The organism is Halomonas sp. (assembly GCF_033549285.1).
Classification (GTDB): Bacteria; Pseudomonadota; Gammaproteobacteria; order Pseudomonadales; family Halomonadaceae; genus Halomonas.
Window position 1 is genome coordinate 1 of sequence record NZ_JAWSUJ010000060.1, and the last position, 25,763, is coordinate 25,763.

The 25,763-nt window shown below is 69.4% G+C and carries 25 protein-coding genes; 16 read left to right on the forward strand and 9 right to left on the reverse strand.

Annotated elements, in window-relative coordinates; translation table 11 throughout:
• Positions 1 to 54: 54 nt before the first annotated feature.
• Entirely contained in the window at positions 55 to 879 is an 825-nt protein-coding gene (locus SCI24_RS13595; RefSeq protein WP_412929767.1) for a TraX family protein, read from the reverse strand.
• 101 nt (positions 880 to 980) lie between these two features.
• Here SCI24_RS13595 and SCI24_RS13600 point away from each other — a divergent pair, with 101 nt between their 5' ends.
• The 8 genes from SCI24_RS13600 to SCI24_RS13635 all read left to right on the forward strand — a co-directional run bounded on the left by SCI24_RS13600 (position 981) and on the right by SCI24_RS13635 (position 10,152).
• Positions 981 to 1,940, forward strand: coding sequence for a LysR family transcriptional regulator (locus SCI24_RS13600; RefSeq protein WP_278032859.1), 960 nt, complete (start codon positions 981 to 983; stop codon positions 1,938 to 1,940).
• Positions 1,941 to 2,111: 171 nt separating this feature from the next.
• Positions 2,112 to 2,624 carry a TRAP transporter small permease subunit gene (locus SCI24_RS13605; RefSeq protein WP_318725894.1) on the forward strand — a complete coding sequence of 171 codons (513 nt, stop codon included), beginning with the start codon at positions 2,112 to 2,114 and terminating at the stop codon, positions 2,622 to 2,624.
• Positions 2,621 to 3,943, forward strand: a complete 1,323-nt coding sequence (locus SCI24_RS13610; protein ID WP_318725895.1) for a TRAP transporter large permease — start codon at positions 2,621 to 2,623, stop codon at positions 3,941 to 3,943. Before SCI24_RS13605 ends, SCI24_RS13610 begins: the two co-directional genes overlap by 4 nt.
• Positions 3,944 to 4,031: 88 nt before the next feature.
• Positions 4,032 to 5,087, forward strand: coding sequence for a TRAP transporter substrate-binding protein (locus SCI24_RS13615; RefSeq protein ID WP_318725896.1), 1,056 nt, complete (start codon positions 4,032 to 4,034; stop codon positions 5,085 to 5,087).
• Between the two features lie 93 nt (positions 5,088 to 5,180).
• On the forward strand, positions 5,181 to 6,560 hold the full coding sequence (locus SCI24_RS13620) for a glutamine synthetase (RefSeq protein WP_318725897.1): 1,380 nt from the start codon (positions 5,181 to 5,183) through the stop codon (positions 6,558 to 6,560).
• Positions 6,561 to 6,750: 190 nt separating this feature from the next.
• Complete coding sequence (locus tag SCI24_RS13625; protein ID WP_318725898.1) at positions 6,751 to 8,136, forward strand: aldehyde dehydrogenase family protein; 1,386 nt, start codon at positions 6,751 to 6,753, stop codon at positions 8,134 to 8,136.
• A 14-nt stretch (positions 8,137 to 8,150) separates the two neighbouring features.
• Complete coding sequence (locus tag SCI24_RS13630; RefSeq protein ID WP_318725899.1) at positions 8,151 to 9,332, forward strand: iron-containing alcohol dehydrogenase; 1,182 nt, start codon at positions 8,151 to 8,153, stop codon at positions 9,330 to 9,332.
• 79 nt (positions 9,333 to 9,411) lie between these two features.
• A complete protein-coding gene (locus tag SCI24_RS13635; protein WP_318725900.1) occupies positions 9,412 to 10,152 on the forward strand; it encodes a glutamine amidotransferase-related protein in 741 nt (246 codons plus the stop codon).
• Between the two features lie 72 nt (positions 10,153 to 10,224).
• On the opposite strand, the gene SCI24_RS13640 is transcribed toward SCI24_RS13635, so the two are convergent.
• The 6 genes from SCI24_RS13640 to SCI24_RS13665 form a co-directional block, all read right to left on the reverse strand.
• Positions 10,225 to 10,995: a transporter substrate-binding domain-containing protein gene (locus tag SCI24_RS13640; RefSeq protein WP_318725901.1), complete on the reverse strand. Its 771-nt coding sequence runs from the start codon at positions 10,993 to 10,995 to the stop codon at positions 10,225 to 10,227.
• A 146-nt stretch (positions 10,996 to 11,141) separates the two neighbouring features.
• Positions 11,142 to 11,873 (reverse strand): ABC transporter permease, encoded by a 732-nt coding sequence (locus tag SCI24_RS13645; protein ID WP_318725902.1) that lies wholly within the window; start codon positions 11,871 to 11,873, stop codon positions 11,142 to 11,144.
• On the reverse strand, positions 11,873 to 12,577 hold the full coding sequence (locus SCI24_RS13650) for an ABC transporter permease (protein WP_318725903.1): 705 nt from the start codon (positions 12,575 to 12,577) through the stop codon (positions 11,873 to 11,875). The genes SCI24_RS13645 and SCI24_RS13650 overlap by 1 nt, the downstream gene beginning before the upstream one ends.
• A 24-nt stretch (positions 12,578 to 12,601) precedes the next feature.
• Positions 12,602 to 13,372: an ABC transporter ATP-binding protein gene (locus tag SCI24_RS13655; RefSeq protein ID WP_318725904.1), complete on the reverse strand. Its 771-nt coding sequence runs from the start codon at positions 13,370 to 13,372 to the stop codon at positions 12,602 to 12,604.
• 219 nt (positions 13,373 to 13,591) lie between these two features.
• The gene (locus SCI24_RS13660) at positions 13,592 to 14,578 is read right to left on the reverse strand and encodes a succinylglutamate desuccinylase (protein WP_318725905.1); all 987 of its coding nucleotides are present in this window, start codon (positions 14,576 to 14,578) and stop codon (positions 13,592 to 13,594) included.
• Positions 14,568 to 15,395, reverse strand: a complete 828-nt coding sequence (locus SCI24_RS13665; protein ID WP_318725906.1) for a DUF1338 domain-containing protein — start codon at positions 15,393 to 15,395, stop codon at positions 14,568 to 14,570. Before SCI24_RS13665 ends, SCI24_RS13660 begins: the two co-directional genes overlap by 11 nt.
• A gap of 207 nt (positions 15,396 to 15,602) precedes the next feature.
• On the opposite strand from SCI24_RS13665, the gene SCI24_RS13670 reads away from it, so the two are divergent.
• The gene (locus SCI24_RS13670) at positions 15,603 to 16,463 is read left to right on the forward strand and encodes a class I SAM-dependent methyltransferase (protein ID WP_318725907.1); all 861 of its coding nucleotides are present in this window, start codon (positions 15,603 to 15,605) and stop codon (positions 16,461 to 16,463) included.
• Positions 16,464 to 16,571: 108 nt separating this feature from the next.
• Positions 16,572 to 17,168: an NAD(P)H:quinone oxidoreductase gene (gene wrbA / locus SCI24_RS13675; protein ID WP_318725908.1), complete on the forward strand. Its 597-nt coding sequence runs from the start codon at positions 16,572 to 16,574 to the stop codon at positions 17,166 to 17,168.
• Positions 17,169 to 17,261: 93 nt separating this feature from the next.
• Here the strand turns inward: wrbA and SCI24_RS13680 are convergent, their stop codons facing one another.
• Positions 17,262 to 18,335: a tartrate dehydrogenase gene (locus SCI24_RS13680; protein WP_318725909.1), complete on the reverse strand. Its 1,074-nt coding sequence runs from the start codon at positions 18,333 to 18,335 to the stop codon at positions 17,262 to 17,264.
• Between the two features lie 109 nt (positions 18,336 to 18,444).
• On the opposite strand from SCI24_RS13680, the gene SCI24_RS13685 reads away from it, so the two are divergent.
• Positions 18,445 to 19,395, forward strand: a complete 951-nt coding sequence (locus tag SCI24_RS13685) for a LysR family transcriptional regulator (RefSeq protein WP_318725910.1) — start codon at positions 18,445 to 18,447, stop codon at positions 19,393 to 19,395.
• Positions 19,392 to 20,720 (forward strand): glycosyltransferase, encoded by a 1,329-nt coding sequence (locus SCI24_RS13690; RefSeq protein WP_318725911.1) that lies wholly within the window; start codon positions 19,392 to 19,394, stop codon positions 20,718 to 20,720. The genes SCI24_RS13685 and SCI24_RS13690 overlap by 4 nt, the downstream gene beginning before the upstream one ends.
• Positions 20,721 to 20,726: 6 nt before the next feature.
• On the opposite strand, the gene SCI24_RS13695 is transcribed toward SCI24_RS13690, so the two are convergent.
• Complete coding sequence (locus tag SCI24_RS13695) at positions 20,727 to 21,407, reverse strand: TVP38/TMEM64 family protein (RefSeq protein WP_318725912.1); 681 nt, start codon at positions 21,405 to 21,407, stop codon at positions 20,727 to 20,729.
• A gap of 346 nt (positions 21,408 to 21,753) precedes the next feature.
• Between SCI24_RS13695 and SCI24_RS13700 the strand changes: the two genes are divergently transcribed.
• From SCI24_RS13700 to SCI24_RS13715, 4 genes are all read left to right on the forward strand, one after another.
• Positions 21,754 to 22,218, forward strand: a complete 465-nt coding sequence (locus SCI24_RS13700) for a (2Fe-2S)-binding protein (protein WP_318725913.1) — start codon at positions 21,754 to 21,756, stop codon at positions 22,216 to 22,218.
• Positions 22,215 to 24,548, forward strand: coding sequence for a xanthine dehydrogenase family protein molybdopterin-binding subunit (locus tag SCI24_RS13705; protein ID WP_318725914.1), 2,334 nt, complete (start codon positions 22,215 to 22,217; stop codon positions 24,546 to 24,548). The genes SCI24_RS13700 and SCI24_RS13705 overlap by 4 nt, the downstream gene beginning before the upstream one ends.
• A 2-nt stretch (positions 24,549 to 24,550) precedes the next feature.
• The gene (locus SCI24_RS13710; RefSeq protein ID WP_318725915.1) at positions 24,551 to 25,531 is read left to right on the forward strand and encodes an XdhC family protein; all 981 of its coding nucleotides are present in this window, start codon (positions 24,551 to 24,553) and stop codon (positions 25,529 to 25,531) included.
• Positions 25,518 to 25,763: NTP transferase domain-containing protein (locus SCI24_RS13715; RefSeq protein ID WP_318725916.1), on the forward strand; the 246-nt coding region annotated here is incomplete at its 3' end. The genes SCI24_RS13710 and SCI24_RS13715, both read left to right, overlap by 14 nt.

Consider the following 25,763-nt stretch of genomic DNA (forward strand, 5'->3'; position numbering starts at 1 on the left):
GAGATCCTCGGGCCGCTGCTGGTCAGGCGGGTGCTCCGCTGACGGACGCCCCGCTCAGCCGAGCTGGCCAACGAGCCACAGCCACAGCGCCATCGCCGCGAAGTGGCCCGGGTACCAGGCGAGCCACAGCCGTCGCGGCATGGCCGTGGGGACCGCCGGGGCCAGGCGGTGGGCGCCGGCGGCCAGCAGCAGCGCCGTCAGGCAGGTGGCGACGGTGAACGACTTGGCCATGTCGGAGCTGTTCATCAGGCCGGCGACGACCAGCACCGGCAGCGCAATGGCGGCCGCCTTGAGGCGGTCGACGAGCGTGTTGCCGGCCAGGTGCAGGTGTTGCATGGCGAGCATGTAGAGGGGGATCATCAGCAGGCCATGGTGGCTGTACTCGACCCAGAGCCCGGCGAGTCCCCACACGCCCAGCGCGACGGCGGCCTCGGCGACCAGCCGCGGCTGGCCGAGGGTGCCGGTGGCGAGGCGTGACGGCAGGGCGCGCAGCCAGACGCCCCCCGTCAGGCCCAGCGAGAGGGTGAAGCAGATATTGAGGATCAGGGCGTCGGAGGCGCGCGGCATCAGCATGTAGGGCAGCTGGGCGACCAGGCCGATCACCAGGATGCGCCGGGCATAGCGCAGCGGGTTGCGGGTGTTGAAGAGCCCGTGCCAGGCGACCATGGCGGCGAACAGCGGGAAGGCGATGCGGCCGATGGAGGAGCCGGCCCAGCCCAGGTCCCAGGCGTCCGGCGCGATGTAGCGGGACAGGTGGTCGACGGTCATGGTGACGAGTGCCAGCCATTGTCCCCAGCCGGTCCAGGTGGACGAGGGGCGGGCGCTGCCCGACGTGGCGGGGGCCATGGCATCGGCAGTGGCATTTCCCTGTGGTGTCATCGGAACCTCCCTGGCGTGGCGATGCGGACCGATTGACCGGGGCCGCCGGCAGGAGTTCCCGGTCGCCATTCGGCGACAGCCAGGTGCCGGGAGGGCACGGGATGCGAAACGGATTCGGATTCGACCTGCGCAGCATGGAGATCTTCGTCGAGGCCCTGGAGCAGGGCAGCCAGAGTGCCGCCGCACGGCGCCTCGGGCTGACGCAGTCCTCGGTGTCGCAGTGCCTGGCCAACCTGGAGCATGCCCTGGGGGTGGCCCTGTTCAAGCGCCACAGCCGGCCGCTGGAGCCCACCAGTGCCGGGCGGCTGTTCCACGACCGGGCCCGGCGCATGCTCGAGGAGGCCCGGGCCACCCGGCGGGAGCTGCTCTCGGGGACGGCGGGACGGCTGCACCAGGTGCGCATGGCGCTGGTGGATTCCCTGGCCACCGCGGTCGGCCAGCCGCTGATCGAGGTGATCCGTCGCCACACCGGGGACTACACCCTCACCACCGGGCTCTCGCACATGCACGGCCATGCGCTGCTCACCCGGCATGTGGACATCATCATCTCCGATGACCGGCTGGAGAACTACGACGGCCTGGAGCGCCACGCCGTGCTCGGCGAGCCCTTCGTGCTGGTGGTGCCCGAGGAGGTGCCTGGCCCCCTGGACAACCTGCGCTGGCTGGCCCGCCAGCTTGACTTCATGCGCTACACCCCCCAGTCGCTGATCGGCCAGGCGATCGAGCGCCACCTGCGCCTCAACCAGCTGGAGCTGCCGGCACGGCTGCACCTGGACAACACCTTCGCCCTGCTCAGTCTGGTCAGTGCCGGGGCCGGCTGGACCATCACCACCCCGCTGTGCCTCTACCAGGCGGGCCTGACCGGGTTGCGGGTACGGGTCGCGCCCCTGCCCACCGCCCCCTTCGCCCGCCAGCTGACCCTGGTCGCGCGTCGCGACGAGCTCGGTGCCCTGCCGGCCCTGCTGGCCAGCGACAGCCGTCGCCTCCTCGAGCGTCACTTCCTGGCCGAGATCACCCGCGAGCTGCCCTGGCTGGCCGAGGGGATCCGCTTCGACGGCTGAGTCGCCGCGGGACTGCTCCCCGACGAGGGCAGGGCGTCCGGCGCTGCCCCGTCGGCGTGCACTATCGGTTCTGTCGATAGTGCAGCCGTTGTCGAAGCCGATGCTCCTTGCGGTTCCTCCCGGGCCTGCCAAGACTCCAGGCATCGTCGGCCCTGGAACAATGACAACACCATGCCGAGAGCCATCGTCTGCTACGTGCGCTGGGTGGATGCCTTCAACCGTCGGGTGGGGCGCCTGGTCATGCTGCTGATCTTCGTGATGATCGGCCTGCTGCTCTATGCCTCCATCTCGCGCAGCCTGTTCAACAGTCCGCTGGTGTGGGGCATCGAGGTCTCCCAGTTCCTGATGGCCACCTACTACCTGCTGGGCGGGGCCTACTCCATGCAGCTCGACTCCCACGTGCGCATGGACCTCTTCTACTCGCGCTGGTCCGACCGCACCCGGGCCCTGGTCGATGTCCTGACCATGCTGCTGCTGTTCGTCTTCCTCGGGGCCCTGCTCGCCGGCGGCATCTCCAGCACCGGCTATGCGCTGCGCTACGGCGAGACCAGCTACACCACCTGGTCGCCCCCCCTGGCGCCGATCAAGATCATCATGACCCTCGGCATCCTGCTGATGCTGCTGCAGTGCCTCTCGACCTTCTTCAAGGACATCGCGCGGATCCGCGGGGAGGTCATCGAATGACCTACCAGGCCATCGCCGCGCTGATGTTCTCGACCATGATGCTGCTGCTGCTCACCGGGCAGCGGGTGTTCGGGGTCATCGGCTTCGTCGGGGCCGCCTCGGCGCTGCTGCTGTGGGGTGACGGCGGGGTGGAGATGCCCTTCACGGCGGCGATCCAGCTGATGAACTGGTATCCGCTGCTGACCCTGCCGCTGTTCATCTTCATGGGCTACATGCTCTCGGAATCGGGCATCGCCGGCGAGCTCTACGAGATGTTCCACGTCTGGATGGGCTCGCTGAAGGGGGGCCTGGCGGTGGGCACCATTGGCCTGATGGTGGTGATCTCGGCGATGAACGGCCTGAGCGTGGCGGGCATGGCCATCGGCGCCACCATCGCCCTGCCCGAACTGCTGCGCCGCGGCTACGACAAGACCATGGTCACCGGGGTGATCCAGGCGGGGAGTTCCCTGGGCATCCTGGTGCCGCCCAGCGTGGTGCTGGTGCTCTACGGCATGATCGCCCGCCAGCCGGTCAGCCAGCTGTGGCTGGCGGGGGCCATCCCCGGGCTGATCCTGGCCGGGCTCTTCGTGCTCTACATCGTCGTGCGCTGCCACTTCCAGCCCCACCTGGGCCCGGCGCTGCCCGCCGAGGAGCGCAACCTCTCGCTGGCCGAGAAGCTGCGCCTGCTGCGCGCCGGCATCCTGCCGCTGCTGATCTTCTTCTTCATGACCGGCCTGTTCCTGATGGGCGTGACCAGCCTGGTGGAGAGCTCGGCCGTCGGTGCCCTGGCGGCGACCCTGGCGGCGCTGGCCAAGCGCCGGCTCAACGGCAAGGTGATGGAGGCGACGCTGCACAAGACGCTGGGCATCAGCTGCATGTTCATGTGGATCATCCTCGCGGCGCTCTGCTTCGGGGCGGTGTTCGACGGACTGGGGGCCGTGCGCGCCATCGAGGGGCTCTTCCTGGACCGTATCGGCATGAGCCCCTGGCAGATACTGGTGATGATGCAGCTCTCCTACATCCTGCTCGGGATGTTCCTCGACGACACCGCCATGCTGGTGATCGTCGCGCCGCTCTACGTGCCGCTGGTGATCAGCCTGGGCTTTGACCCGATCTGGTACGGGGTGCTCTACACCATCACCGTGCAGATCGCCTACATGACCCCGCCCTTCGGCTACAACCTCTTCCTGATGCGGGCCATGGCGCCGCCGGAGATCTCGCTGGGGGACATCTACCGCAGTGTCTGGCCCTTCGTGGGCATCATGCTGGTGGGGCTGGCGCTGATCACCGCTTTCCCGCAGCTGGCCTTGTGGCTGCCGCAGCTCTATCGCGGCTATTGAGCGACCGGGGCGAGCGCTCCCAAGGAGGTGCCGACACGCGACTTCGATGACCTTGCCGAACAACAACCACCATCGCAGGAGAAGAACCATGACCAACCGTCGCGATTTCCTCAAGAAGGCCGGGGTGGCCACCGCCGCCACGGTCGGGGCGGCCACCGTCGGTGCCCCCTACGTGAAGGCGCAATCCAGTCCCATCCGCTGGCGCCTGCAGACCTATGCCGGCCCGGCGCTGGCCGAGCATGTCATCAAGCCCTCCATCGATGCCTTCAACCGGGCCGCCAACGGCGAGATGGAGATCGAGCTCTACTACGCCGATCAGCTGGTACCCACCGGCGAGCTGTTCCGTGCCATGCAGCGCGGCACCATCGATGCGGTGCAGAGTGACGACGACTCCATCAACGCCCCGGTGGACGTCTCGGTGTTCGGCGGCTATTTCCCCTTCGCCTCGCGCTACAGCCTTGACGTGCCGGCGCTGTTCCACCACTACGGCCTCAAGGAGATCTGGGAGGAGGCCTACGGCGAGGTGGAGGGCGTGACCTGGCTGGGGTCCGGCTCCTGGGATCCCTGCAACTTCGTCACCCGAGACCCGATCCGCAGCATCAAGGACCTGGAGGGCAAGCGGGTCTTCACCTTCCCCACGGCGGGACGCTTTCTCAGCCGCTTCGGCGTGGTGCCGGTGACCCTGCCCTGGGAGGACATCGAGGTCGCCATGCAGACCCGCGAGCTCGACGGCATCGCCTGGGCCGGCATCACCGAGGCCTATACCGTGGGCTGGGCCGACGTCAGCAACTACTACCTGACCAACAACATCTCCGGTGCCTGGTCAGGCTCCTACTTCGCCAACACCGAGCGCTGGGAGGAGCTGCCCGAGCACCTCAAGACGCTGTTCCGGCTGTGCATGGACAGCTCCCACTACTACCGCCAGCACTGGTACTGGTGGGGCGAGGCGCACTACCGCACCACCGGCGGCAAGCTGGAGCTGACCTCGATCCCCGAGGAGGAGTGGCAGACCATCGAGGACGAGGCGCTGTCGTTCTGGGACGAGATTGCCCAGGAGAGCGAGCGCAGCGCCAAGCTGGTGCAGATCCTCAAGGACTACCGCCAGACCATGCAGGAGGCCGGCCCTCCCTACCGCTACTCCTGAGCGACGGACGGGGTGGTGCGGCGCCCGTCGCCCGCCCCGCAGGCTCGCCGTCGGTCGACGGCGGGACAGGACCCGGCAGGATGAGGAGGTGCCATGAGCCGATTGCAGCCAAGAGCGGTCGCCAGTGCCGAGGACGCGCGCCGCATCGTCGAGGCCCGCGGCCTCAGCCACGTCAAGGTGGGGATGTTCGACATCGACGGCGTGATGCTCGGCAAGTACATGGGGCGCGAGAAGTTCTTCGCCTCCCTGGAGAAGGGGTTCGCCTTCTGCGACGTGGTACTTGGCTGGGACAGCAAGGACGAGCTCTACGACAACGTGCGCTTCACCGGCTGGCATACCGGCTACCCGGATGCGCCGCTGCGGATCGTGCCGGAGAGTTGCCGCGAGGTGCCTGCCGAGGGCGACATGCTGCTCTTTCTCGCCGAGTTCGAGGGCCCCGCCGAGGCGATCTGCCCGCGCGGCCTGCTCAGGCGGGTGCTGGCCCGGGCCGAGGCGCTGGGCTTCACCGCCCGCGCCGCCCTGGAGTACGAGTTCTTCCTCTTCCAGGAGACGCCGGAATCGATCCGCGAGAAGGGCTACCGGAACCTGCGGCCGTTCACCCCCGACATGATGGGCTACTCCATGCTCAGGAGCTCGGTGCACGGCGAGCTCTACCACGAGCTGCTGGCCATGGCCGAGGCCATGGACTTTCCCATCGAGGGGCTGCACACCGAGACCGGCCCCGGGGTGCTCGAGGCGGCCATCGGCGTGGACGAGGCGCTCGCGGCCGCCGACAAGGGGGCGCTGTTCAAGACCTTCACCAAGGTGTGGGCCCAGCGTCGCGGCCTGATGGCCACCTTCATGGCCAAGTGGTCGCCGGACTATCCCGGCCAGAGCGGCCATATCCACCTGTCGCTGCGCCACGCCGGGAATGGCGACTCGGCCTTCTTCGATGCCGCGGCGCCGGACCGGATGAGCGACCTGCAGCGCCACTTCGTGGCCGGCCAGCAGGCCCTGATGCCGGAGCTGCTGGCGATGTTCGCCCCCACCATCAACAGCTACACCCGGCTGATCCCCGGCTTCTGGGCGCCCACCGATGCCACCTGGGGCGTCGAGAACCGTACCACCGCGCTGCGGGTGATTCCCGGCAGCGAGGCCTCCCAGCGGGTCGAGTACCGCCTGGGCAGCGCCGATGCCAACCCCTACCTGGCGATGGCCGCGGCCATCGCCTCGGGGCTCTGGGGCATCGAGCAGCGCCTCGAGCCCGACCCGCCGGTCGAGGGCAACGCCTACGACCGCGAGCACCCGTCGCATCAGGCGCTGCCCCGCACCCTGTGGGATGCCGCCCAGCGCCTGCGGGGCTGTGCGCCGGCCCGCGACCTCTTCGGTGACGACTTCGTCGAGCACTTTGCGGCGACCCGGGAGTGGGAGGAGCGCCAGTTCCGGCGCCATATCACGGACTGGGAATTGGATCGCTATTTCGAAATCATCTGAGGAAACGATGAATACGCTATTGCGCTCCGCATCTCGCACGCGGGCGGTGCTGGTACGCCAGCCCGGTCGGATTCTCACCTACTGGAGTAGGCTCCGGATCCTGCGCTCCGGCCGCGCACGACCTGCGTTCGCTCATGACGCGTCTTCAAGGTTTCCTACGCGGCAACATTGATTGGGAGTGCCCTAAATCATGGCCATACAACGCACGATTTCGCCGGTGGACGGGTCGGTCTACGTCGAGCGGGAACAGGCCTCCGCGGCAGCCATCGAGGCGGCGCTAGAGCGGGCGGTGGCGGCACAGCGCGCCTGGCGCGAGGTGCCGGTGGCGGAGCGCGCGCGTCTCTGCTCGCGCATGGTGGATGCCTTCGTGGCTCGCCGCGACGCCCTGGCGGAGGAGCTGACCTGGCAGATGGGGCGGCCCATCGCTGCGGCCGCCGGCGAGGTGGGCGGCTTCGAGGAACGGGCGCGGACCATGATCGCCCTGGCCGAGGAGGCGCTGGCGCCGATCCACCTGGCACAGAAGCCCGGCTTCACGCGCTACATCAACCGCGAGCCGCTGGGGGTATCGCTGGTGGTGGCGCCCTGGAACTACCCCTACATGACCGCGGTGAACGCCCTGGTGCCGGCGATCATGGCCGGCAACGGCGTGCTGCTCAAGCACTCCGCCCAGACGCCGCTGTGCGCCGAGCGTCTCCAGCAGGCCTGCGACGAGGCCGGGCTGCCGGCAGGCGTCTTCCAGCACCTGCACCTCTCCCACGACGACACCGAGGCGCTGATCCGTGACCCGCGTGTCGATCACGTCGCCTTCACCGGCTCGGTGGCGGGCGGGGCCATGGTCGAGCGCAACGCCGTCGGGCGCTTCATCGCCACCGGCCTGGAGCTGGGGGGCAAGGATCCGGCCTACGTGCGCGCCGATGTCGATCTCGACGCCGCGGTGGAGGGGGTGATGGACGGGGCCTTCTTCAACTCGGGGCAGAGCTGCTGCGGGATCGAGCGCCTCTACGTGGACGCCTCGATCCACGACGCCTTCGTCGAGCGAGCGGTGGCCTGGGTGCGCCAGCTCCGGCTCGGCAACCCCACCGATCCGGCGACGACCCTGGGCCCGCTGGTCAGGCCGGCGGCGGCGGACTTCGTGCGCGGCCAGGTGGAGGAGGCGGTGGCGGCCGGTGCCACGGCCTGGATCGACCCCGGCGACTACCCGCTCTCGGTGCCGGGCAGCGCCTACCTGGCGCCCCAGCTGCTGACCGGGGTCGACCACACCATGCGGGTGATGACCGAGGAGAGCTTCGGCCCGGTGGTGGGCGTCATGCCGGTGGCCGACGACGAGGCGGCCATCGCGCTGATGAACGACAGCGCCTTCGGCCTCACCGCGGCCGTGTTCACCCGCGACCTCGTCGCCGGCGAGGCCATCGCCCGTCGGCTGGAGGCCGGCACGGTCTTCACCAACCGCTGCGACTACCTGGACCCGGAACTGGCCTGGACGGGCGTCAAGTGCTCCGGTCGCGGCTGCTCGCTGTCGCGGCTGGGCTACGAGACCCTGACCCGGCCCAAGTCCTTCCATCTCAAGCATGCCTGACGGCGGAGGTCCCCATGAGCTTCGATTCCGACCACTACCGCATGGGCTGGAACTACCCGGCCCCCATCCTCACCGGCCCCGGCCGCGTCCGCGAGCTTCCCGGGCTGTGCCGGGAACTGGGCATGACCGCACCGCTGCTGGTCACCGACCCGGGCCTGGCGGGCCTGCCCATGGTGCGTGACATCGTCGATCGGGCCCGGGCCGAGGGCCTGGCCATCGGGGTGTTCAGCGAGATCAAGGGCAACCCCACCGGGGCCAATGTGCTGGCCGGGGTGGCCGCCTTCAACGACGGCGGCCACGACGGGGTGGTCGCCTTCGGTGGCGGCTCGGGGCTCGATGCCGCCAAGGCCGTGGCGCTGATGGCCCGCCAGCGGGAGGGGCTCTCGCTGTGGGCGCTGGAGGACGTGGGCGACAACTGGACCCATGCCGACGGGGCGGCCATCGTGCCCTGCGTGGCGGTGCCGACGACCGCCGGCACCGGCTCCGAGGTGGGGCGCGCCTCGGTGATCACCGACGAGGCGGCCCACGTCAAGCGGATCATCTTCCATCCCGGCATGGTGCCGGACCGGGTCATCCTCGACCCTGAGCTCACCGTCGGCCTGCCGGCGGCCATCACCGCGGCCACCGGCATGGACGCGCTCTCCCACTGCCTGGAGGCCTGGTGCTCGCCGATGTTCCACCCCATGGCGGAGGGCATCGCCGTGGAGGGGGTGCGGCGGGTGCGCGACTTCCTGCCCAGGGCCTTCGCCGACGGCGGGGACCTGGAGGCGCGCATGAACATGCTGGTGGCCTCGAGCATGGGCGCCACCGCCTTCCAGCGCGGCCTGGGCGCCATGCATGCCCTGGCCCACCCCCTCGGGGCGCTGCACGACGCCCACCACGGCACCCTCAATGCGGTGCTGATGCCCTATGTGCTGCGCGCCAACGAGCGGGCTATCGGCGAGCCCATGGTGCGTCTGGGACGCTACCTCGCCCTGGCCCAGCCCGGGACGGCCAGCGTGATCGACTGGGTGCTGGACCTGCGCGAGCGGCTCGGCATCCCGCATACCCTGGCCGAGCTGGGCATCGATAGCGGGCGTGCCGACCGGGTGGGACGGATGGCGGTGGAGGACCCCTCATCGGGGACCAACCCCGTCGCCTTCACGACCGACGAGTACCGCGACCTCTTCGTGGCGGCCGTGGAGGGCCGGCTCTGAACGGATCGGGTCGATGGCCGGCCGCGGCGCCTGGGCGCTCGGCTCGAGTAGGGGGCGAGATGACGCGGGAGGGCAGGGCATGGTGATCGGACTGCTGCAGTGTGACGACGTGGCGCCGGAGCTGCGCGGGCGCCACGGCAACTACCCCGAGATGTTCGAGGCGCTGTTCCATCGCGTCGATCCGAGCCTGACGTTCCGGGTCTGGCGCTGCCTGGACGGCGAGATCCCCGCCGACGTCGAGGCGGTGGACGCCTGGCTGACCACGGGATCGAAGTTCGGGGTCAACGACGACCTGCCCTGGATCACCGATCTCGAGGCCTTCGTGCGCGCCCTCTGGGTGGCGGGCAAGCCGCTGGTGGGCATCTGCTTCGGCCACCAGCTGATGGCCAGGGCGCTGGGCGGCGAGGTGGCGAAGAGCGGCAGGGGGTGGGGCGTGGGCCTGTCGTTCAACCGAGTCACCGAGCGGGCCGACTGGATGACGCCCTGGCAACCGGGACTCGACCTGCTGGTGAGCCACCAGGACCAGGTGGAGCGGCTGCCTAAGGGCGCCCGGGTGCTGGGCGGCAGCGACTTCTGTCCGGTCTACCTGATGCAGGTCGGCGAGCACTTCCTCGGCGTCCAGGGCCATCCCGAGTTCACCCCGGCCTACTCCCGGGACCTGATGGCGCTGCGCGCCGACCAGGTCGGCCACCACCGGGTGCGTGAGGGAGAGGCGTCGCTCTCGGCGCCGGTGGACGACACCCTGATGGTGCGCTGGATCCTGGCCTTCATGCGCCGGGCCATCCAGATACGCGAGAACGCTCCCCAGGCCCCGCCCTGAGGGCCGGGGCCCGAACGCAGGACCGGGGCCGCTGGGGCCCCGGTCGTGTCGGCTGGCAGCTGACCGCTCGGGTCACTCCGTGCCGAAGTACCTCTCGTGGATCTCGTCGTAGGTGCCGTTCTCCTTCAGCGTCGCCAGGGCGGCGTTGAAGGCCTCGGCCAGCTCCTGGTCGCGCTGGCGGAAGGCGATGCCGAAGCCCTCGCCGAAGTACTCCTTGGGCTCGGTGATCTTCTCGCCGACCAGCTTGTAGTCCCCGGCCTCGCTGTCGAGCAGGGTGGACTTGCCGATCGGGAAGTCGAGGAACACCGCGTCGAGGCGGCCCGAGTCCATGTCCAGCACCATGTCGTCGGCGGTGGCATAGCGATTGACGTCGGCCACGTCGCCGTACAGGTCGGTCACATAGTTGTCCTGCAGGGTGCCGCGCTGCACGCCGACGGTCAGACCGTCGAGGGTCTCCTCGGACGGGGTGCCGATCTCGACGTCGCCGGGGGCGAACCAGGCCGACGGCGGGGTGATGTAGGGATCGGAGAACAGCACCTGTTCACGGCGCTGCTCGTTGATGGTCATCGAGGACATGATGGCGTCGTACTTGCGCGCCTGGAGGCCCGGGATGATGCCGTCCCAGCCCTGCACGACCCACTCGCACTGGATGCCGATCTCGGCACACAGGGCGTTGCCCAGGTCGATGTCGAAGCCGGTCAGCTCGCCCTCGGGGGTGCGGTACTCCATGGGCTCGTAGGGCACGTCGACGCCGATGCGGATGTCGCGGACTTCGGCACTGGCGCCGCCGGCGATCAGGGCGGCGCCGAACACGCCGAGGCTCAGGATCTTGTGTAGCTTCATGGGTGTCTTCCCGTGTTGTTGGTGGTTTCACCTCGTGGGTGACGACGGAACCACGATAGCGGATGCCCGGGCCCGTCGGAAGGGGGAGCCGGTCGCTTTCAAACGCCGGTTCCCAACGCTTGTTTTACGCTCCCCGTCGCCGCCTGTCAGCCGCTGGCCGGCTTGAGGTGCGCCAGCAGGCGCCGTTCCAGGTAACGGAACAGGTAGAGGATGGCGAATGTCAGGCAGAGGTAGATGCCTGCCACGAACAGGAAGGCCTCGAAGGGCGCGTAGTAGCGCGCATAGACGAAGCGGGCCGCGCCGGTGAGGTCCATGATGGTGACCACGCTGGCGATGGCGCTGGCGTGGAGCATGAAGATCACCTCGTTGCCGTAGGCCGGCAGGGCGCGCCGGAAGGCGCTGGGCAGCACGATACGCCGCAGCATCAGCCCCCGGGACATGCCATAGGCCCGCGCCGCCTCGATCTCGCCCCGTGCCGTGGACTTGATGGCGCCGCGGAAGATCTCGGTGGTATAGGCCGCGGTATTGAGGGTGAAGGCGATCAGCGCCGGCACGAAGGGCTTCTCGAGGATCACCCACAGCCAGGTCTCCTGGATTCCCTCGACGAACACCACGCCGTAGTAGATGAGGTAGAGCTGGACCAGCAGCGGCGTGCCGCGGAACACGTAGCAGTAGAGGAAGATCGGCAGGCTGATCCAGCGATGCCGCGAGCCGCGGCCGATGGCCAGCGGGACCGCCAGCACCAGGCCGATGATCAGCGACAGGAACACCAGCTGCACGGTGGTGACCAGCCCCTCGCCGTAGTAGCCGAGGGTCTGCAGGGTGAAGATGCTGTTGTCGGCGAGCTGGGCCTCCAGCCAGGTCATCAGGGCTTCCATCAGTCCGCCTCCCGGTAGCCGACGTCATAGCGTTTCTGCAGCCGCGCGAAGCCCCACTCCGAGACCGTGGCGATCAGCAGGTAGATGGCGGCGACGATGATCATGAAGGTGAAGGGCTCGCGGGTGGCCTTGGAGGCCTCGGCGGCCACGCGCACCATGTCGGTGAGGCCGATCACCGAGACCAGAGCGGTGGTCTTGAGCAGCACCATCCAGTTGTTGGAGAGGCCGGGGATGGCGTGGCGCATCATCTGCGGGAAGCGGATGCGCCGGAACACCAGCCAGTGGTTCATGCCGTAGGCGCGCCCGGCCTCGATCTGGCCGCTGTCCACCGCCAGGAAGGCGCCGCGGAAGGTCTCGCCCATGTAGGCGCCGAAGATCAGCCCGATGGTGACCACGCCGGCGACGAACTCGTTGACGTTGATGAAGATGTCCCACCCGAAGCGCTCGTAGAGCTGGTCGGTGACCATGTTGATGCCGATCTGGCCGCCGAAGAAGAGCAGCATCATCAGCACCAGGTCGGGGACCCCGCGGATGATGGTGGTGTAGAGGGTGCCGATGCGGTGGGCGAGCCAGTTGCGCGACATCTTGGCGCTGGCGGTCGCGAGGCCCAGCACGATGGCCAGGACCAGCGAGAGTACCGCCAGCTCGATGGTGATCAGGGCGCCTTCGGCGAGGCGCGGGCCGTAGCCGTGCAGGTCGATCATGGGAGTCTCCTCGTCCGGGTCGCCTCAGTGCTTGGGCGCCAGGAACTGCTTTAGCCGTTCGGAGCGCGGGTTGCCGAACACCGCCTCGGGCGGCCCGGACTCCTCGATCACGCCTTGATGCAGGTAGATCACCTGGCTGGAGACGTCGCGGGCGAAGGCCATCTCGTGGGTGACCAGGATCATGGTGCGCCCCTCCTCGGCGAGGTCGCGCATGACCTTGAGCACGTCGCCGACCAGCTCCGGGTCCAGTGCCGAGGTGGGCTCGTCGAAGAGCATCACCTCGGGGTCCATGGCCAGCGCCCGGGCGATGGCCCCGCGTTGCTGCTGGCCGCCGGACATCTGGGCCGGATAGGCGTCGGCGCGCTCGGTCAGGCCCACGCGCTCGAGCAGCGCGCGGGCGTGCTCGACGGCTTCCTTCTTCGGCTTTCCGAGCACGTGCACCGGCGCCTCGATGATGTTCTCCAGCAGGGTCATGTGGGCCCAGAGGTTGAAGTTCTGGAAGACCATGGAGAGCTTGGCGCGCATGCGCACCACCTGCTTCCAGTCGGCCGGCTCACGGCCGTGGCGGGTCTTCTTGAAGCGGATCTCCTCGCCGTGGACGATCAGGTCGCCCTCGTCGGGTTGCTCGAGCAGGTTCATGCAACGCAGGAAGGTGCTCTTGCCGGAACCGGAGGCTCCGATCAGCGTGATCACGTCGCCCTTTCGGGCCTTCAGGGAGAGGCCCTTCAGGACCTCGGTGTCGCCGAAGCGCTTGGTGATGTTGCGCACTTCCAGCGGAATCGGGGTATCGGCCATGGAACGGGCTCCAGATCGTGGGCGGTCCGCCGCTTCAGGGTCGGCCGGCGCGGGTCGGGGTCAAGACCGGGGATCGAAAAGAGGGCGATTCTAACAGGCCGGAGGATTTCCGGAAGGAGGCCGCGACCAGCCGGATATTCTACCTCGGTCCGGCGCGGGGATGGCATGGGTCATGGGGAGTCTCCTGGCGGTTGTTGTTGTGGAGGGCCGGGGGTGTCGTCAGGCCGGTGGCGGGCTCGGCACTACCAGCAGCGCCGCCCGGGCACCGATCTCGACCTCGGCATTGGGAAAGACCACCGACAGGGGGGTCGCGCCGACGCGGGTCTCGCCGGCGACGGCGTCTTCCGCCAGCCGGGTGCCCGGCGGGAACTCGCTGAAGTTGGGCGTATCGTCCGGGAAGCAGAGCCGGAAGGCCTCGCTGTGGCGCAGCAGCTCGTGCTCGGCGCGGAAGAAGGTCATGGCGCCAGGGTCGCCCTCGGCCGGTGCGCGACCCTCCACCAGCGCCTCGAGCAGCCGCGCCATGGGGGCCAGGGGGGTGAGGTCGTTGCGGCCGAACGGCCTGGCGCGGCCCAGCTCCAGGGTGAAGGCCGCCGCGCCATGATAGTGCTTGGCGTAGTGCGAGAAGGTCCAGCTGTGGCGGTGCTGGTGCAGCACCGCCTGGATGCCGGCGGCGGCCAGCCAGCGCCACTGCTCGGGGGGCGTCGGCGTCTCGGCGAAGGGCTCGACCACGAAGCGCGGGAAGCGGCTGTCGCGGATCGCCGTGTGCAGGTCGTAGTGCAGGAGGGGAAGGCCTGCATGGCGGGCGTAGAAGGCATCCACCTCGGCCATCAGCGCCCGGGCCCGGTCGGGCTCGTCACCCGTCTCCTCGAGGTCGCGGCGGAACAGCCGGTTGAGGTTGGTGGCGACATAGCGCTCGCCGCGCCGGATCGCCTCGGGGTTGCCCAGGATCACCAGCAGCGGGGCCCCCAGGCGCAGTAGCCCGGCCTCCAGCCGGGCCAGGACCTCGCCCAGCAGCTCCATGGGGGCCGTCTCGTTGCCGTGGACCCCGGCCGAGAGCACGCAGGTGCTTGCCCCCGGCGTGGATGCATCCGGCACGAGCTCGAGCACTCCCGGGGCGAGCAGCCGGAAACGCCCCCCGGCGACCCGGCCCTCGGTGCGGGAGGGCGTGCGCCCCTCCAGGCCCTGGTCGAGCCACTCAGCCAGCATGGTCGGGACAGGCGTCGGTGGACTCGAAGATCCGGTCGGCGCTGGCGGCGACGAACCCCTGGTAGAGCCGGCCCTCGGCATCCGGGTAGCGGCGGGCGAACTCGTAGTAGCAGGTGGGGATCTCCTCGACCCGGCCGCCGGAGAAGGTGAAGGGCATGCGGTCGGCGAGCGTCGAGGCCTGCTCGAGCAGCACCTCGGGGGAGCCCTTGATGCGCCCGCCGGAGGCATTGATGGAAAGCCCCAGCGACTCGACCTTGGCCAGCAGCTTCTCCAGGGTGTCGTGGCGGCGCAGGTGGTTGACGCTGATCGTGAAGTGGTTGGCGCGCAGCCCGATGATCGACAGCCAGGCGGCGTACTCGCTCTCCTCGGCCAGGGTCCGGTACTCCCCCCAGGTCGGTGTCTCCCAGAGGCGGCCGGCCCACAGCACCTCGGGCGTGGCGATCCGGGCGGGGTCGATCTGGGCCACCAGCTCGTCGATGATCTCCTGGGCAGGGGCCGAGAGCTCGCGGCACTTCAGCTCCGAGAGGAAGACCCTGGGCTGGTCCTCCCGCGGCGGCAGGTAGCCCCAGGCACGCAGCTTCTTGGCCTCGAAGTCGTAGGGCTCCAGCCGGGTGTAGCCCAGCGCCAGCAGGTGGGGCTCCAGGTCGGCCAGGCGGATGGGGCCGCGGTCGAAGGTGCGAAAGGCCACGTGGTCGTTGATGATGGTCTCGCCATCGGCGACCAGGGCGTCATGGATGCGGCTCGCCTGAGGCGTCATGGCGGTGTAGTCGTCCCAGAGGCGGGCGAAGAACTGCTCGAGGCTCATGTCGGAAGGCATGGGGCACCTGTTGTCGATGTTGTGGTGGCTGGCGACACCATCCCGTCCGTTGCCGGCGGACTCAAGGGCCAGGGTCGGCCGGATGAAAGTGGCAGGGCCCAGGGTGAAAATTCGCGCCTGGCCGGGGGCCTGACCGTGACCTTTGCACGATGGGGAACGGCGCCGTCGCCGGCTAGACTGGCGGTGACCATGCCCCGGGAGAATGCCATGACCGACCATGCCCGCCAGCTCGATGCCCACTATGATGCGCCTGCCGAACGGGGCGGGCCAAGCCTGACGGCGCGGCTGCGGGCGGCCTTCCGCGAGGCGGGGTGCGACCCGGGCGACCTCGCCCTGGACGAGGTCGCCGGCATCGACCAGCTGCACCTGGGCGGGCGACGGGCCAGCCGCTCCCTGGCGGCCCTGGGGGACCTGGCCCCGGGCAGCCGGGTGCTGGACGTGGGCTGCGGGACCGGCGGGGCGAGCCGGCTGCTGGCGGCGGAGTTCGGCGCCGAGGTGACGGGCCTGGACATCACCGCGGCCTTCGTCGAGGTGGCCGGCTGGCTGAGCCGTGCCACCGGCCTCGACGACCGGACGCGCTTCCTGTGCGCCGATGCCGCTCATGCGCCGCTCGCGGATGGCGCCTTCGATGCGGTGTGGTGCCAGCATGCGCTGATGAACATGCCCGACGTCGCCGGTGTGCTCGCCGAGTGGCGCAGGCTGCTGGTCCCGGGCGGCACGCTGCTGCTGCACGAGGTGGTGGCCGGCGGCGACCCCTCGCCGCTGCGCTTGCCGGTCCCCTGGGCACGCCGCGTCGAGACCAGCTACCTGCGCTCCCGGCAGGCCCTGGAGGCCCTGCTGGCCGAGGGTGGCTTCGTCCCGGTGGCGGTGCAGGACGTCACCGAGTCGGCACTCGCCTGGCGACGCAAGCACAGCCGCCGGGAAGGCGACGGGACGCCGCCGGGGCCGGCGCTGCCCGGGCCGGGGCTGATCTTCGGCGAGGCCTTCGCGGAGATGGGGCGCAACCTGCGCGACAACCTGGCCGCGGACCGGGTGCGGATCCTCGAGGGCGTATGGCGCAGGCCGTGACGTTTCGATCCGGTCGATCGATAACGTCGAGATTCTTCGCTTCCTTTCGTTACCGTCGATCCTACACTGGGGTTCACAACCGTTGGAACGACGAGAGGAGGCGAGCGAATGACCCGGATACTGGTGCTCTATCACTCCATGTACGGCCATATCGACACCCTGGCCCGCACCGTGGCCGACGGGGCGCGTGACGTCGAAGGGGTCGAGGTCATCCTCAAGCGGGTGCCCGAGACCATGGACGCCGAGGCCTTCGCCAAGGCCGGCGGCCAGTCCTTCGACACCCCCGAGGCGGGCCCCGAGGAGCTGGGCGACTTCGATGCCGTGATCTTCGGCAGCCCGACCCGCTTCGGCAACATGTCGGCCCAGATGCGCACCTTCCTCGACCAGACCGGCGGCCTGTGGGCGGGTGGCAAGCTGCGCGGCAAGGTGGCGAGCGTCTTCACCTCCACCGGCACCGGCGGCGGCCAGGAGACCACCATCACCTCCTTCTGGCACACCCTGGCGCACCACGGCATGGTGATCGTGCCGCTGGGCTACGGCATCGGCGAGCAGTACGTCTTCGATCAGGCCGGCGGCGGCAATCCCTATGGCGCCTCCACCATCGCCGGGGGCGACGGCTCGCGCCAGCCCGACGAGCGCGAGCTCACCATCGCCCGCTTCCAGGGCGAGCATGTGGCGCGCATCGCCGCGAAGCTGGCCGGCTGACGCCGCTACCGCGCAACCTCGCGGCGATCCGGGCCCCGCCCCGCTCTCCCATGCAGAGAGCGGGGCGGGGCCTCGTCGTTGCTAGCGGGCGGTTCAGCCGGCGATGCGCTCGGCGATGGCGCGGCCCATGGCCTCGGTGGTGCCCTGGCCGCCGACGTCCGGCGTCAGCACCGCCTTGTCACCCTCGGCGAGCACCGCCTCGAAGGCATCGACGATGGCCTGGCCGGCCGCCGGGTGGCCCAGGTGCTCGAGCATCATCGCCGCGGACCAGATCTGGCCGATGGGATTGGCGATGCCCTTGCCGGCGATGTCCGGGGCGCTGCCGTGGACCGGCTCGAAGAGGCTCGGGAAGAGGCCGTCCGGGTTGATGTTGGCCGAGGGCGCCACACCGATGGTGCCGGTGCAGGCCGGTCCCAGGTCGGAGAGGATGTCGCCGAACAGGTTGCTGGCCACCACCACATCGAACCAGTCGGGGTGCATCACGAAGTTGGCGGTGAGGATGTCGATATGGAACTGGTCCACCGATACCTCGGGGTAGTGCGCGCCCATCGCCTTCACGCGCTCATCCCACCAGGGCATGGTGATGGCGATGCCGTTGGACTTGGTGGCCGAGGTGAGCTTCTTTCGTGGGCGGCTCTGGGCCAGCTCATAGGCGTACTTCAGTACCCGGTCGACCCCGGTGCGGGTCATCACGGTCTCCTGGATCACCACCTCGCGGTCGGTGCCCTCGAACATCTTGCCGCCGACGCTGGAGTACTCGCCCTCGGTGTTCTCGCGCACCACGTAGAAGTCGATATCGCCGGGTTCACGGTCCGCCAGCGGGCTCTTCACGCCGGGCAGCAGCTTGCAGGGGCGCAGGTTGACGTACTGGTCGAAGCGGCGACGGAACTGCAGCAGGGAGCCCCAGAGGGAGATGTGGTCGGGCACGGTCTCCGGCCAGCCCACGGCTCCATAGAAGATGGCATCGGCGTCCTTGAGCTGCTCGAACCAGTCGTCGGGCAGCATCTGGCCGTGCTCGGCGTAGTAGTCGCAGCTGGCGAAGTCGAAGTGCTCGAGCGTCAGGTCGATGCCGAAGCGCTTGGCGGCGGCCTCGAGGGCGCGCAGCCCCTCGGGCATCACCTCCTTGCCGATGCCGTCGCCGGGAATGACGGCGATGCGATGGGTCATGGAACTCCTCCTGGGGGTGCATGGGTCGTGACTGCCAGTCTAGGCCTGCACGGGGGAAAGATAATCGGGGTACCATTCAATTCATTGTTGAACGAGAGTGGAGAATGGCATGACGCCCCTCGATGACCTGGCCTTCTTCCGCCGCCTGGCCCATGCCGGCAGCCTCACCGCCACCGCCCGTGAACTGGGCCTGTCGCTGTCGGCGGTAAGCAAGCGCCTCAAGCAGCTCGAGGCCCGGCTGGGCGTGGAGCTCGCCAGCCGCACCACCCGGCGCCTGGCGCTGACCGCCGAGGGCGAGCGCTACCTGGCGCGGGGCGGGATGATCCTCGAGGAGCTCAGCGAGCTCGAGGAGTCCCTCGGCGAGCATCGTGCCGAGCTCTCCGGCCCGCTGCGGGTCAATGCCACCTTCGGCTTCGGCCGCCGCCACGTGGCCCCGCTGCTCTCGGCCTTCTGCCGGGACCATCCCGGGATCGAGGCGAGCCTGGAACTCTCCGGCTTCCCGCTGAGCCTGGGCGACCAGGCCTTCGACATCGGCATCCGCGTCGGCGAGCCGCCGGACTCCCGGCTGGTGGCCCGCCGGATCCTGGCCAACCGTCGCGTGCTCTGTGCCGCCCCCGCCCGGGTGGCGGCCCTGCCGCCGCTGCGCTCGCCGGCGGACCTCTCGGGGCAGGCGTGCCTGTTGCTGCGCGAGAACGACAGTGACTTTGCGGTGTGGCGCTTCCAGCGCCGCGACGACCCCGGGGTGGAGCAGGCGGTGAAGGTGGCCGGCCCGCTGGCCAGCAACGACGGCGAAGTGATCATGCGGCTGGCGCTGGAGGGGCACGGCATCGCACTGCGCTCCTGGTGGGATGTGCACGACCACCTAGCCCGCGGTCGCCTGGTCGAGCTGCTGCCCGACTGGCAGGGGGTGCGCGCCGACTTCCACGCCGTCTACCGCCAGCACCGGCATGTGCCGGCGCGTATCCGCGCCTTCGTCGCCTATCTTGAACAGGAGATGGCCAGCCGCGTGCCTTCCCGTCAGAATATCGCCACCGCCAGCCGAGGAGCCCTGTCGCCGTGAATGTGCTGATGTTCACCAATACCTACCTGCCCATCGTCGGCGGGGTCAGCGAGTCGGTGCAGCGGCTCAAGCGCCAGTTGCAGGCCGCCGGGCACCGGGTGCTGGTGGTGGCGCCGCGCCTGGAGGGGCAGCCCCGGGAGGAGGGCGACGTGGTGCGGGTGGTGGCGGTGCAGCACTTCAACGGCAGCGACTTCTCGCTGCCGGTGCCGATTCCCGGCCAGCTCCACGAGGCGATCGAGGCATTCGATCCCGACATCGTCCATGCCCACCACCCCTTCCTGCTGGGCGACACGGCCGCCCGGGCGGCGGAGACCTACGGCCTGCCCCTGGTCTTCACCCACCACACCCTCTACGAGCACTACACCCATTACGTGCCCGGCGACTCGCCGCGCATGCAGCGCTTCGCGGTGGCGCTCGCCACCCAGTACACCTGGCTGTGCGACGAGGTGATCGCGCCCAGCGAGAGCATCCGTGACCTGCTGTACCGGCGCGAGGCCAACCCCCGCATCAGCGTGGTGCCGAGCGGCGTGGATACCGCGCGCTTTGCCCTCGGCGACGGCCGGGACTGGCGCGCGCGACTCGGCATTCCCGAGGGGGCCTACGTGATCGGCCACCTGGGTCGCCTGGCGCTGGAGAAGAACCTGGCGTTCCTGGCCGAGGCGGTGGCCGAGGCGCTAGTGGGCGAGCCCGAGGCCCACTTCCTGGTGGTGGGCGAGGGCGAGGCACGCGCCGACATCCAGGCACTGGCGCAAGCCCGGGGCGTGGCGGGGCGCCTGCACTTCACCGGTCGCCTGCAGGGCCAGGCGCTGATCGATGCCTACCATGCCATGGACGTCTTCGCCTTCGCCTCCCACAGCGAGACCCAAGGGATGGTGGTGGCCGAGGCCATGGCGGCCGGCCTGCCCGTGGTGGCCATCGATGCCCCCGGGGTGCGCGAGGTGGTGGTCGACGGCCGCAACGGGCGGCTGCTCGCCGCGGATGACGTGGACGCCATGGCCGAGGCGCTGGCCGCCCTGGCGGAACCCCATGCCCGCCTGCCGCTGGCAGACGCGGCCCTCGAGACCGCCGCCGAGTACGACGAGGCGCGCTGCGCCGAGCGGTGCCTGGCGGTCTATCGCCGCGCCATCGCCCGGGGCGGCCCCTTCACCCACGCCGACGAGGGCGGTTGGGAGCGGGTGCGCCACCGGCTGGGCGCCGAGTGGCAGATGCTCTGCCATCGTGGCCGCCTGTTGCGCCACCTGGTGCAGGAGGAGTGGGAGCAGGACCGTCCCGCCTGGTGGCCCGGCCACCGGGCGGAGGACGAGAGCGAGGTGCCGCGCAAGTAGGTCCCGTCAGCGGGTGCGGCGGCGCCGGTCCGACCAGGCCTTGAGGCCCGCCAGCAGGGCGATCCCCGCCAGCACGCCACCGCCGGCCCAGAGCAGCTCGCCGCGACTCTCCGCGGTCGCCAGCTGGCCCAGCTGGCTGCCCAGCAGGGTGACCCCGGCGAGCCCCGGCGCGATGCCCAGCAATGAGCCGATCATGTAGTCGCGAAAGCGCAGGCGGAAGGCCCCGGCCATCATGTTGGTGAGGGTGAAGGGCGCCAGCGGCAGCAGGTTGACCAGGGTCATGGTCCGGATGCCGCGCCCCGAGAGGTAGCGCGAGACGCCGCGCAGGCGCCGGCCGCCGTGGCGCATCAGCGCCTCGCGACCCAGCCGGCGGCCCACCCACCAGGTCAGCATCGAGGCCGCGAGGGTCCCCGCCAGCGCGTAGGCAAAGCCCCACCAGGGGCCGAACAGCAGCCCGGTCAGCGCCACCAGCAGGCTGAGCGGGAACATCACCAGCGACGCCCCGGCGTAGACGGCCATCACCACCAGCACCGCCCAGGGGGCGTCGCGCCAGGCCAGGGAGCCCTGGACCAGGCGCTGCAGCGTGGCGACGGTGAGCAGCTCCTCGCTGGCCAGCCACTGCCAGCCGACGGCCAGGCCGGCGAGCAGGATGAGGGCGATCAGCGGAAGCAGGAGCGGACGGGGCATGCGGGCGGGCGCCTTGGCTGCTGTGGAGAGGCTACCGCTGTGGATAGTCCTCCGGGATCAGGTGGCAAGGTTGAGGGGGCAGCTCATCGAGTGACCACGAAGCGCCGCTTCCCGATCAGCATTAAGCGCCGAGTCTAACATGCCGCGGGGCATTTCCGGAGCCAGCCGGTTCCCTGCCGTCCGTGGCAGGTCTGTCATTTCCCCCGGGTTGCCTTGCTGCCCTTCCCTGGCCAGTTGGTGCAGTCCTCCCTGCGCGCGGGTCCGCCGGTTGCGAAATGCCCCTGAGCGGTTAAGGTCAGTCTATGGCGTTCGTCTGCGCCGGTCCCCATCACCGAGGAGAGACACCATGGTCACCTTGACGATAAACGGCAGCGAGCATGAGCTCGATGTGCCCGACAACATGCCGCTGCTCTGGGCATTGCGTGACGTGGCGGGTCTGAAGGGCACCAAGTTCGGCTGCGGCATCGCCGAGTGCGGTGCCTGTACCGTGCACCTGGACGGCGAGGCTACCCGCTCCTGCGTGACGCCGGTCTCCGCTGTCCAGGGCCGCCAGGTGACCACCATCGAGGCCATGGCCGATGATGCCGTGGGCCGGCGCGTGCAGGAGGCCTGGCTGGATCTCGGCGTGGCCCAGTGCGGGTACTGCCAGGGTGGCCAGATCATGAACGCTACGGCACTGCTCAGGAAAACGCCACGACCGGACACCCGGGAGATCGTCGACGCCATGGCCGGTAACCTGTGCCGCTGCGGTACCTACAATCGCATCCTGGCGGCCATTGAACGGGCTGCAGACAAGGGGGCAAGCTCATGAGCCGATCGGTCGATACACTGCTGCTCGCCAACGTCAGCCGCCGCGGTCTCCTGAAGGGGCTGGCCGGGGGCTCGGCACTCCTGCTGGCAGCCCGCTGGGACCTGGGGCTGGCCAATGAACAGGCCCAGTTCGGTGCCGGGGCCATGCCCGGTGGCTGGGTCGACAACCCGAACGTGTTCATTCACATCGATTCCGACGGTCTGGTCACCATCGTCAACAACCGTGCCGAGATGGGCCAGGGGATCCGCACGAGTCTGGTGATGGTGGCAGCCGATGAGCTGGGCGCGGACTGGGACCGCGTCCGGGCCGAGCAGGCGAATGCGGACCAGGACAGGTACGGCAACCAGAATACCGATGGCTCCCGCAGCATGCGTCACTGGTATGAACCCATGCGACGTGCGGCCGCCGCCGCCAGGCTGATGCTCGAGCAGGCGGCGGCCAACCAGTGGGATGTCCCCGTTCATGAGGTGCGGGCCGAGATCCACCAGGTGGTGCATCCCGCCACGGGCCGGGAACTCGGTTTCGGCGAGCTGGCAAAAGCGGCGAGGGAGCTGGATGTTCCGGGCAGGGATGCCCTGGTTCTGAAATCCGACAGCGAACTGCGCTTCATCGGCAAGGAGTCCGGCCTGATCAATGGCGAGCTGAAGTCCGCCTACCCCAAGGCCATTGACGGTGAAGACATTGTCACCGGCAGGGCCGTATTCGGTGCGGATGTGGACCTGGAAGACACCCTCTACGCGGTCGTCGCTCGTCCACCCGTCTATGGCGCCAAGGTGAAAAGCGTCGATGACAGCGACGCGCTCGATGTCACCGGTGTCAGGAAGGTGGTCCACATTGAAGGAACGGGACAGCCCGCCGCCTTCAACCCGCTCGGTGGCATTGCCGTGGTGGCCTCCAACACATGGGCCGCGATGGAGGGGCGCAGGGCCCTGAAGATCGAATGGGACAGGGCCGCCGCCGGGGACAATGCCGATTACACGTCCGATGCTTACCGGGAATCGCTGGAGAAGGCAGCCCAATCCCCCGGCAAGGTCATTCGCCAGTCCGGCGATGTCGAGGCCGCCCTGGACGCCGCCGACAAGCGGGTGTCTGCGACCTATTACATGCCCCACATGGCACAGGCCCCCATGGAGCCGCCGGTAGCGGTGGTGATGATCAAGGATGGCAAGGCGGAGGCCTGGGCGCCGGTCCAGAACCCCAGGGCGACCCGTGAGGGCATCGCGGGCCTGCTGGAGATGGACCTGGAAGACGTCACCGTCCATCAGACCCTGCTTGGCGGCGGTTTCGGGCGCAAGTCGAAGCCGGATTTCGTGATCGAGGCGGCCCGAGTGGCCAAGGAATTCGAGGGACGGCCCCTCAAGCTGCAGTGGTCACGTGAAGACGATATCCAGCATGCCTACTTCCACGCGGTATCCGTCGATCATCTCGAAGCCGGCCTTGACGCCGATGGCAAGGCGACCAGCTGGCGTCACCGGACCCTGTCGCCCAGCATCGCCTCCCTGTTTGCCCCGGACCCCAAACACAAGGGAGAGTTCGAGCTGGGCATGGGCTTCAATACCATGCCGTTCAGCATTCCCGCCATCCGGCTGGAGAACCCGCCGGCGCCGGCCCATGTCCGCATCGGCTGGTTCCGCTCGGTCTACAACCTGCCCCATGCCTGGGCCATCCAGAGCTTTGCCCATGAGATGGCCGTGGCGGCCGGCAAGGACCATCGGGACTTCGTGCTGGACCTGCTGGGGCCGGACCGGGAAGTGCATAACCTGACCGTGGGTGACGGCTGGAACTACGGCGAGGATCCAGACCTGTATCCGATCGATGTGGCCCGCATGCGCCGCGTCATCGAACGGGCCACCGAAGAGGCCGGCTGGGGGCGCGAGACAGGGAAGGGGCGAGGCCTGGGCCTGGCCTTTCATCACAGCTTTGTCTCCTACACCGCCATCGTCTTTGACGTGGAAGTGGATGATGAGGGCGAACTGACCATTCACCGAGCGGACATTGCCTTCGACTGCGGGCCTCAGGCCAATCCGGAGCGAATCCGGTCGCAGATGGAGGGCTCCTGCGTGATGGGCATCGGTATTGCCCTGCAGAGCGAGGTGACTTTCGAGGATGGCGTGGCCCAGCAGGATAACTTCGACAGCTACCTGATCCCACGGATGCCGAACGCGCCCAGGGTCGTCCGCGTCCACCTGATCGACAACCCGAACGACGCCATGGGTGGGGTGGGCGAGCCCGGCCTCCCACCCGTCGCGCCGGCCCTGTGCAATGCCATCTTCGCCGCCACCGGCAAGCGCATCCGGCGCCTCCCGGTCGGCGATCAACTGGCGAGCTGAGGATGCGCCACCTCGACCTGCAGGTGGTCGACCAGGCACTGGCCTGGCTGCGAGAGGGGCGACGGATCTGGCTCTGCACGGTGCTTGCCACCTTCGGTTCATCGCCCCGCGAGCCGGGCTCGCTGCTGGTGGCAAGGGGGGACGGCAGGCATGTCGGGTCCCTTTCCGGGGGCTGTGTCGAGGAGGACTTCCTCGCCCGCCTCCGCGACGGTGAGTTCGATGCGGGCCTGCAGACCCTGCGCTACGGCGATCCCGAGGGGCCGGGCGGTCCGCGCATCCGCCTTCCCTGCGGCGGCATCCTCGATGTGCTGATCGAGCCCCTGGCACCCGATGCCGCGACCCTGACGCACCTGGAGGTGATGCAGGCGACCCTGCTCGGCCAGCGACCCCTGGTGCGGCGGGTCGACCTGGCCAGCGGCCGGGTGCATTTCGTCGAGGATGGCGGCCTGGGGCCGCGGGTCACACAGGATCGCGGGGCAGGGGAGGTGAGCCTGCGCATCGGTCCCGCGGCACGGCTGATCCTTGCCGGTCTCTCGCCGGTGGCCGAGGCCTGCGCCGATTTCGCGCGCACCCTGGGCTTCGAGGTGATCGCCTGCGATCCCCGCGAGGAGGCGCGGGCGGGATTTCGCGTCGAGGGCGTCGAGGTGCAGTCGGTATTGCCCTCCCTCTTCATCGCCTCGGGCGCCTGCCATGCCGCCACCGCGGTGGTGGCACTGACCCATGACCCGCGCATCGATGACCTGGCGATGATGGAGGCGGTGCGCACCCCGGCCTTCTATATCGGCGTGATGGGATCGCAACGGACTTCGGCAGCGCGTGCCGAGCGCCTGCGCCGCTCGGGCGGCCTGGGGGAAGAGGAGATGGCGCGGATACAGATGCCGATCGGCCTGGCGCTGGGCAGCAAGACGCCGGCCGAGATCGCCCTGGCGGTGATGGCCGATATCGTCCGCGTCCAGCGGGGGCGCCCCCGTGAGTCCCTCTGAGGAAGCGTCCCCCGTTCGCGAGACGCCGCCCGCTCGGGTCGTGGCACTGGTCATGGCGGCCGGGCGCTCACGTCGTTTCGGTGCCGTCGACAAGCGCCGGGCGCGCCTGGCCGATGGTCGCCCCCTGCTGGCGCGTGCCGTCGAGCGGGCCGCCGGGGCCTTCGACGACTGCTATGTGGTGCTGCGCGAGGACGACGACCCCGAGGCACTCGGCCTCTCGCCCGACACCCGC

Coding starts and splice junctions, on each gene's coding strand:
- SCI24_RS13595 (WP_412929767.1), bottom strand. CDS start 879: ATGACACCACAGGGAAATGCCACTGCCGATGCCATGGCCCCCGCCACG.
- SCI24_RS13600 (WP_278032859.1), top strand. CDS start 981: ATGCGAAACGGATTCGGATTCGACCTGCGCAGCATGGAGATCTTCGTC.
- SCI24_RS13605 (WP_318725894.1), top strand. CDS start 2,112: ATGCCGAGAGCCATCGTCTGCTACGTGCGCTGGGTGGATGCCTTCAAC.
- SCI24_RS13610 (WP_318725895.1), top strand. CDS start 2,621: ATGACCTACCAGGCCATCGCCGCGCTGATGTTCTCGACCATGATGCTG.
- SCI24_RS13615 (WP_318725896.1), top strand. CDS start 4,032: ATGACCAACCGTCGCGATTTCCTCAAGAAGGCCGGGGTGGCCACCGCC.
- SCI24_RS13620 (WP_318725897.1), top strand. CDS start 5,181: ATGAGCCGATTGCAGCCAAGAGCGGTCGCCAGTGCCGAGGACGCGCGC.
- SCI24_RS13625 (WP_318725898.1), top strand. CDS start 6,751: ATGGCCATACAACGCACGATTTCGCCGGTGGACGGGTCGGTCTACGTC.
- SCI24_RS13630 (WP_318725899.1), top strand. CDS start 8,151: ATGAGCTTCGATTCCGACCACTACCGCATGGGCTGGAACTACCCGGCC.
- SCI24_RS13635 (WP_318725900.1), top strand. CDS start 9,412: ATGGTGATCGGACTGCTGCAGTGTGACGACGTGGCGCCGGAGCTGCGC.
- SCI24_RS13640 (WP_318725901.1), bottom strand. CDS start 10,995: ATGAAGCTACACAAGATCCTGAGCCTCGGCGTGTTCGGCGCCGCCCTG.
- SCI24_RS13645 (WP_318725902.1), bottom strand. CDS start 11,873: ATGGAAGCCCTGATGACCTGGCTGGAGGCCCAGCTCGCCGACAACAGC.
- SCI24_RS13650 (WP_318725903.1), bottom strand. CDS start 12,577: ATGATCGACCTGCACGGCTACGGCCCGCGCCTCGCCGAAGGCGCCCTG.
- SCI24_RS13655 (WP_318725904.1), bottom strand. CDS start 13,372: ATGGCCGATACCCCGATTCCGCTGGAAGTGCGCAACATCACCAAGCGC.
- SCI24_RS13660 (WP_318725905.1), bottom strand. CDS start 14,578: ATGCTGGCTGAGTGGCTCGACCAGGGCCTGGAGGGGCGCACGCCCTCC.
- SCI24_RS13665 (WP_318725906.1), bottom strand. CDS start 15,395: ATGCCTTCCGACATGAGCCTCGAGCAGTTCTTCGCCCGCCTCTGGGAC.
- SCI24_RS13670 (WP_318725907.1), top strand. CDS start 15,603: ATGACCGACCATGCCCGCCAGCTCGATGCCCACTATGATGCGCCTGCC.
- wrbA (WP_318725908.1), top strand. CDS start 16,572: ATGACCCGGATACTGGTGCTCTATCACTCCATGTACGGCCATATCGAC.
- SCI24_RS13680 (WP_318725909.1), bottom strand. CDS start 18,335: ATGACCCATCGCATCGCCGTCATTCCCGGCGACGGCATCGGCAAGGAG.
- SCI24_RS13685 (WP_318725910.1), top strand. CDS start 18,445: ATGACGCCCCTCGATGACCTGGCCTTCTTCCGCCGCCTGGCCCATGCC.
- SCI24_RS13695 (WP_318725912.1), bottom strand. CDS start 21,407: ATGCCCCGTCCGCTCCTGCTTCCGCTGATCGCCCTCATCCTGCTCGCC.
- SCI24_RS13700 (WP_318725913.1), top strand. CDS start 21,754: ATGGTCACCTTGACGATAAACGGCAGCGAGCATGAGCTCGATGTGCCC.
- SCI24_RS13705 (WP_318725914.1), top strand. CDS start 22,215: ATGAGCCGATCGGTCGATACACTGCTGCTCGCCAACGTCAGCCGCCGC.
- SCI24_RS13710 (WP_318725915.1), top strand. CDS start 24,551: ATGCGCCACCTCGACCTGCAGGTGGTCGACCAGGCACTGGCCTGGCTG.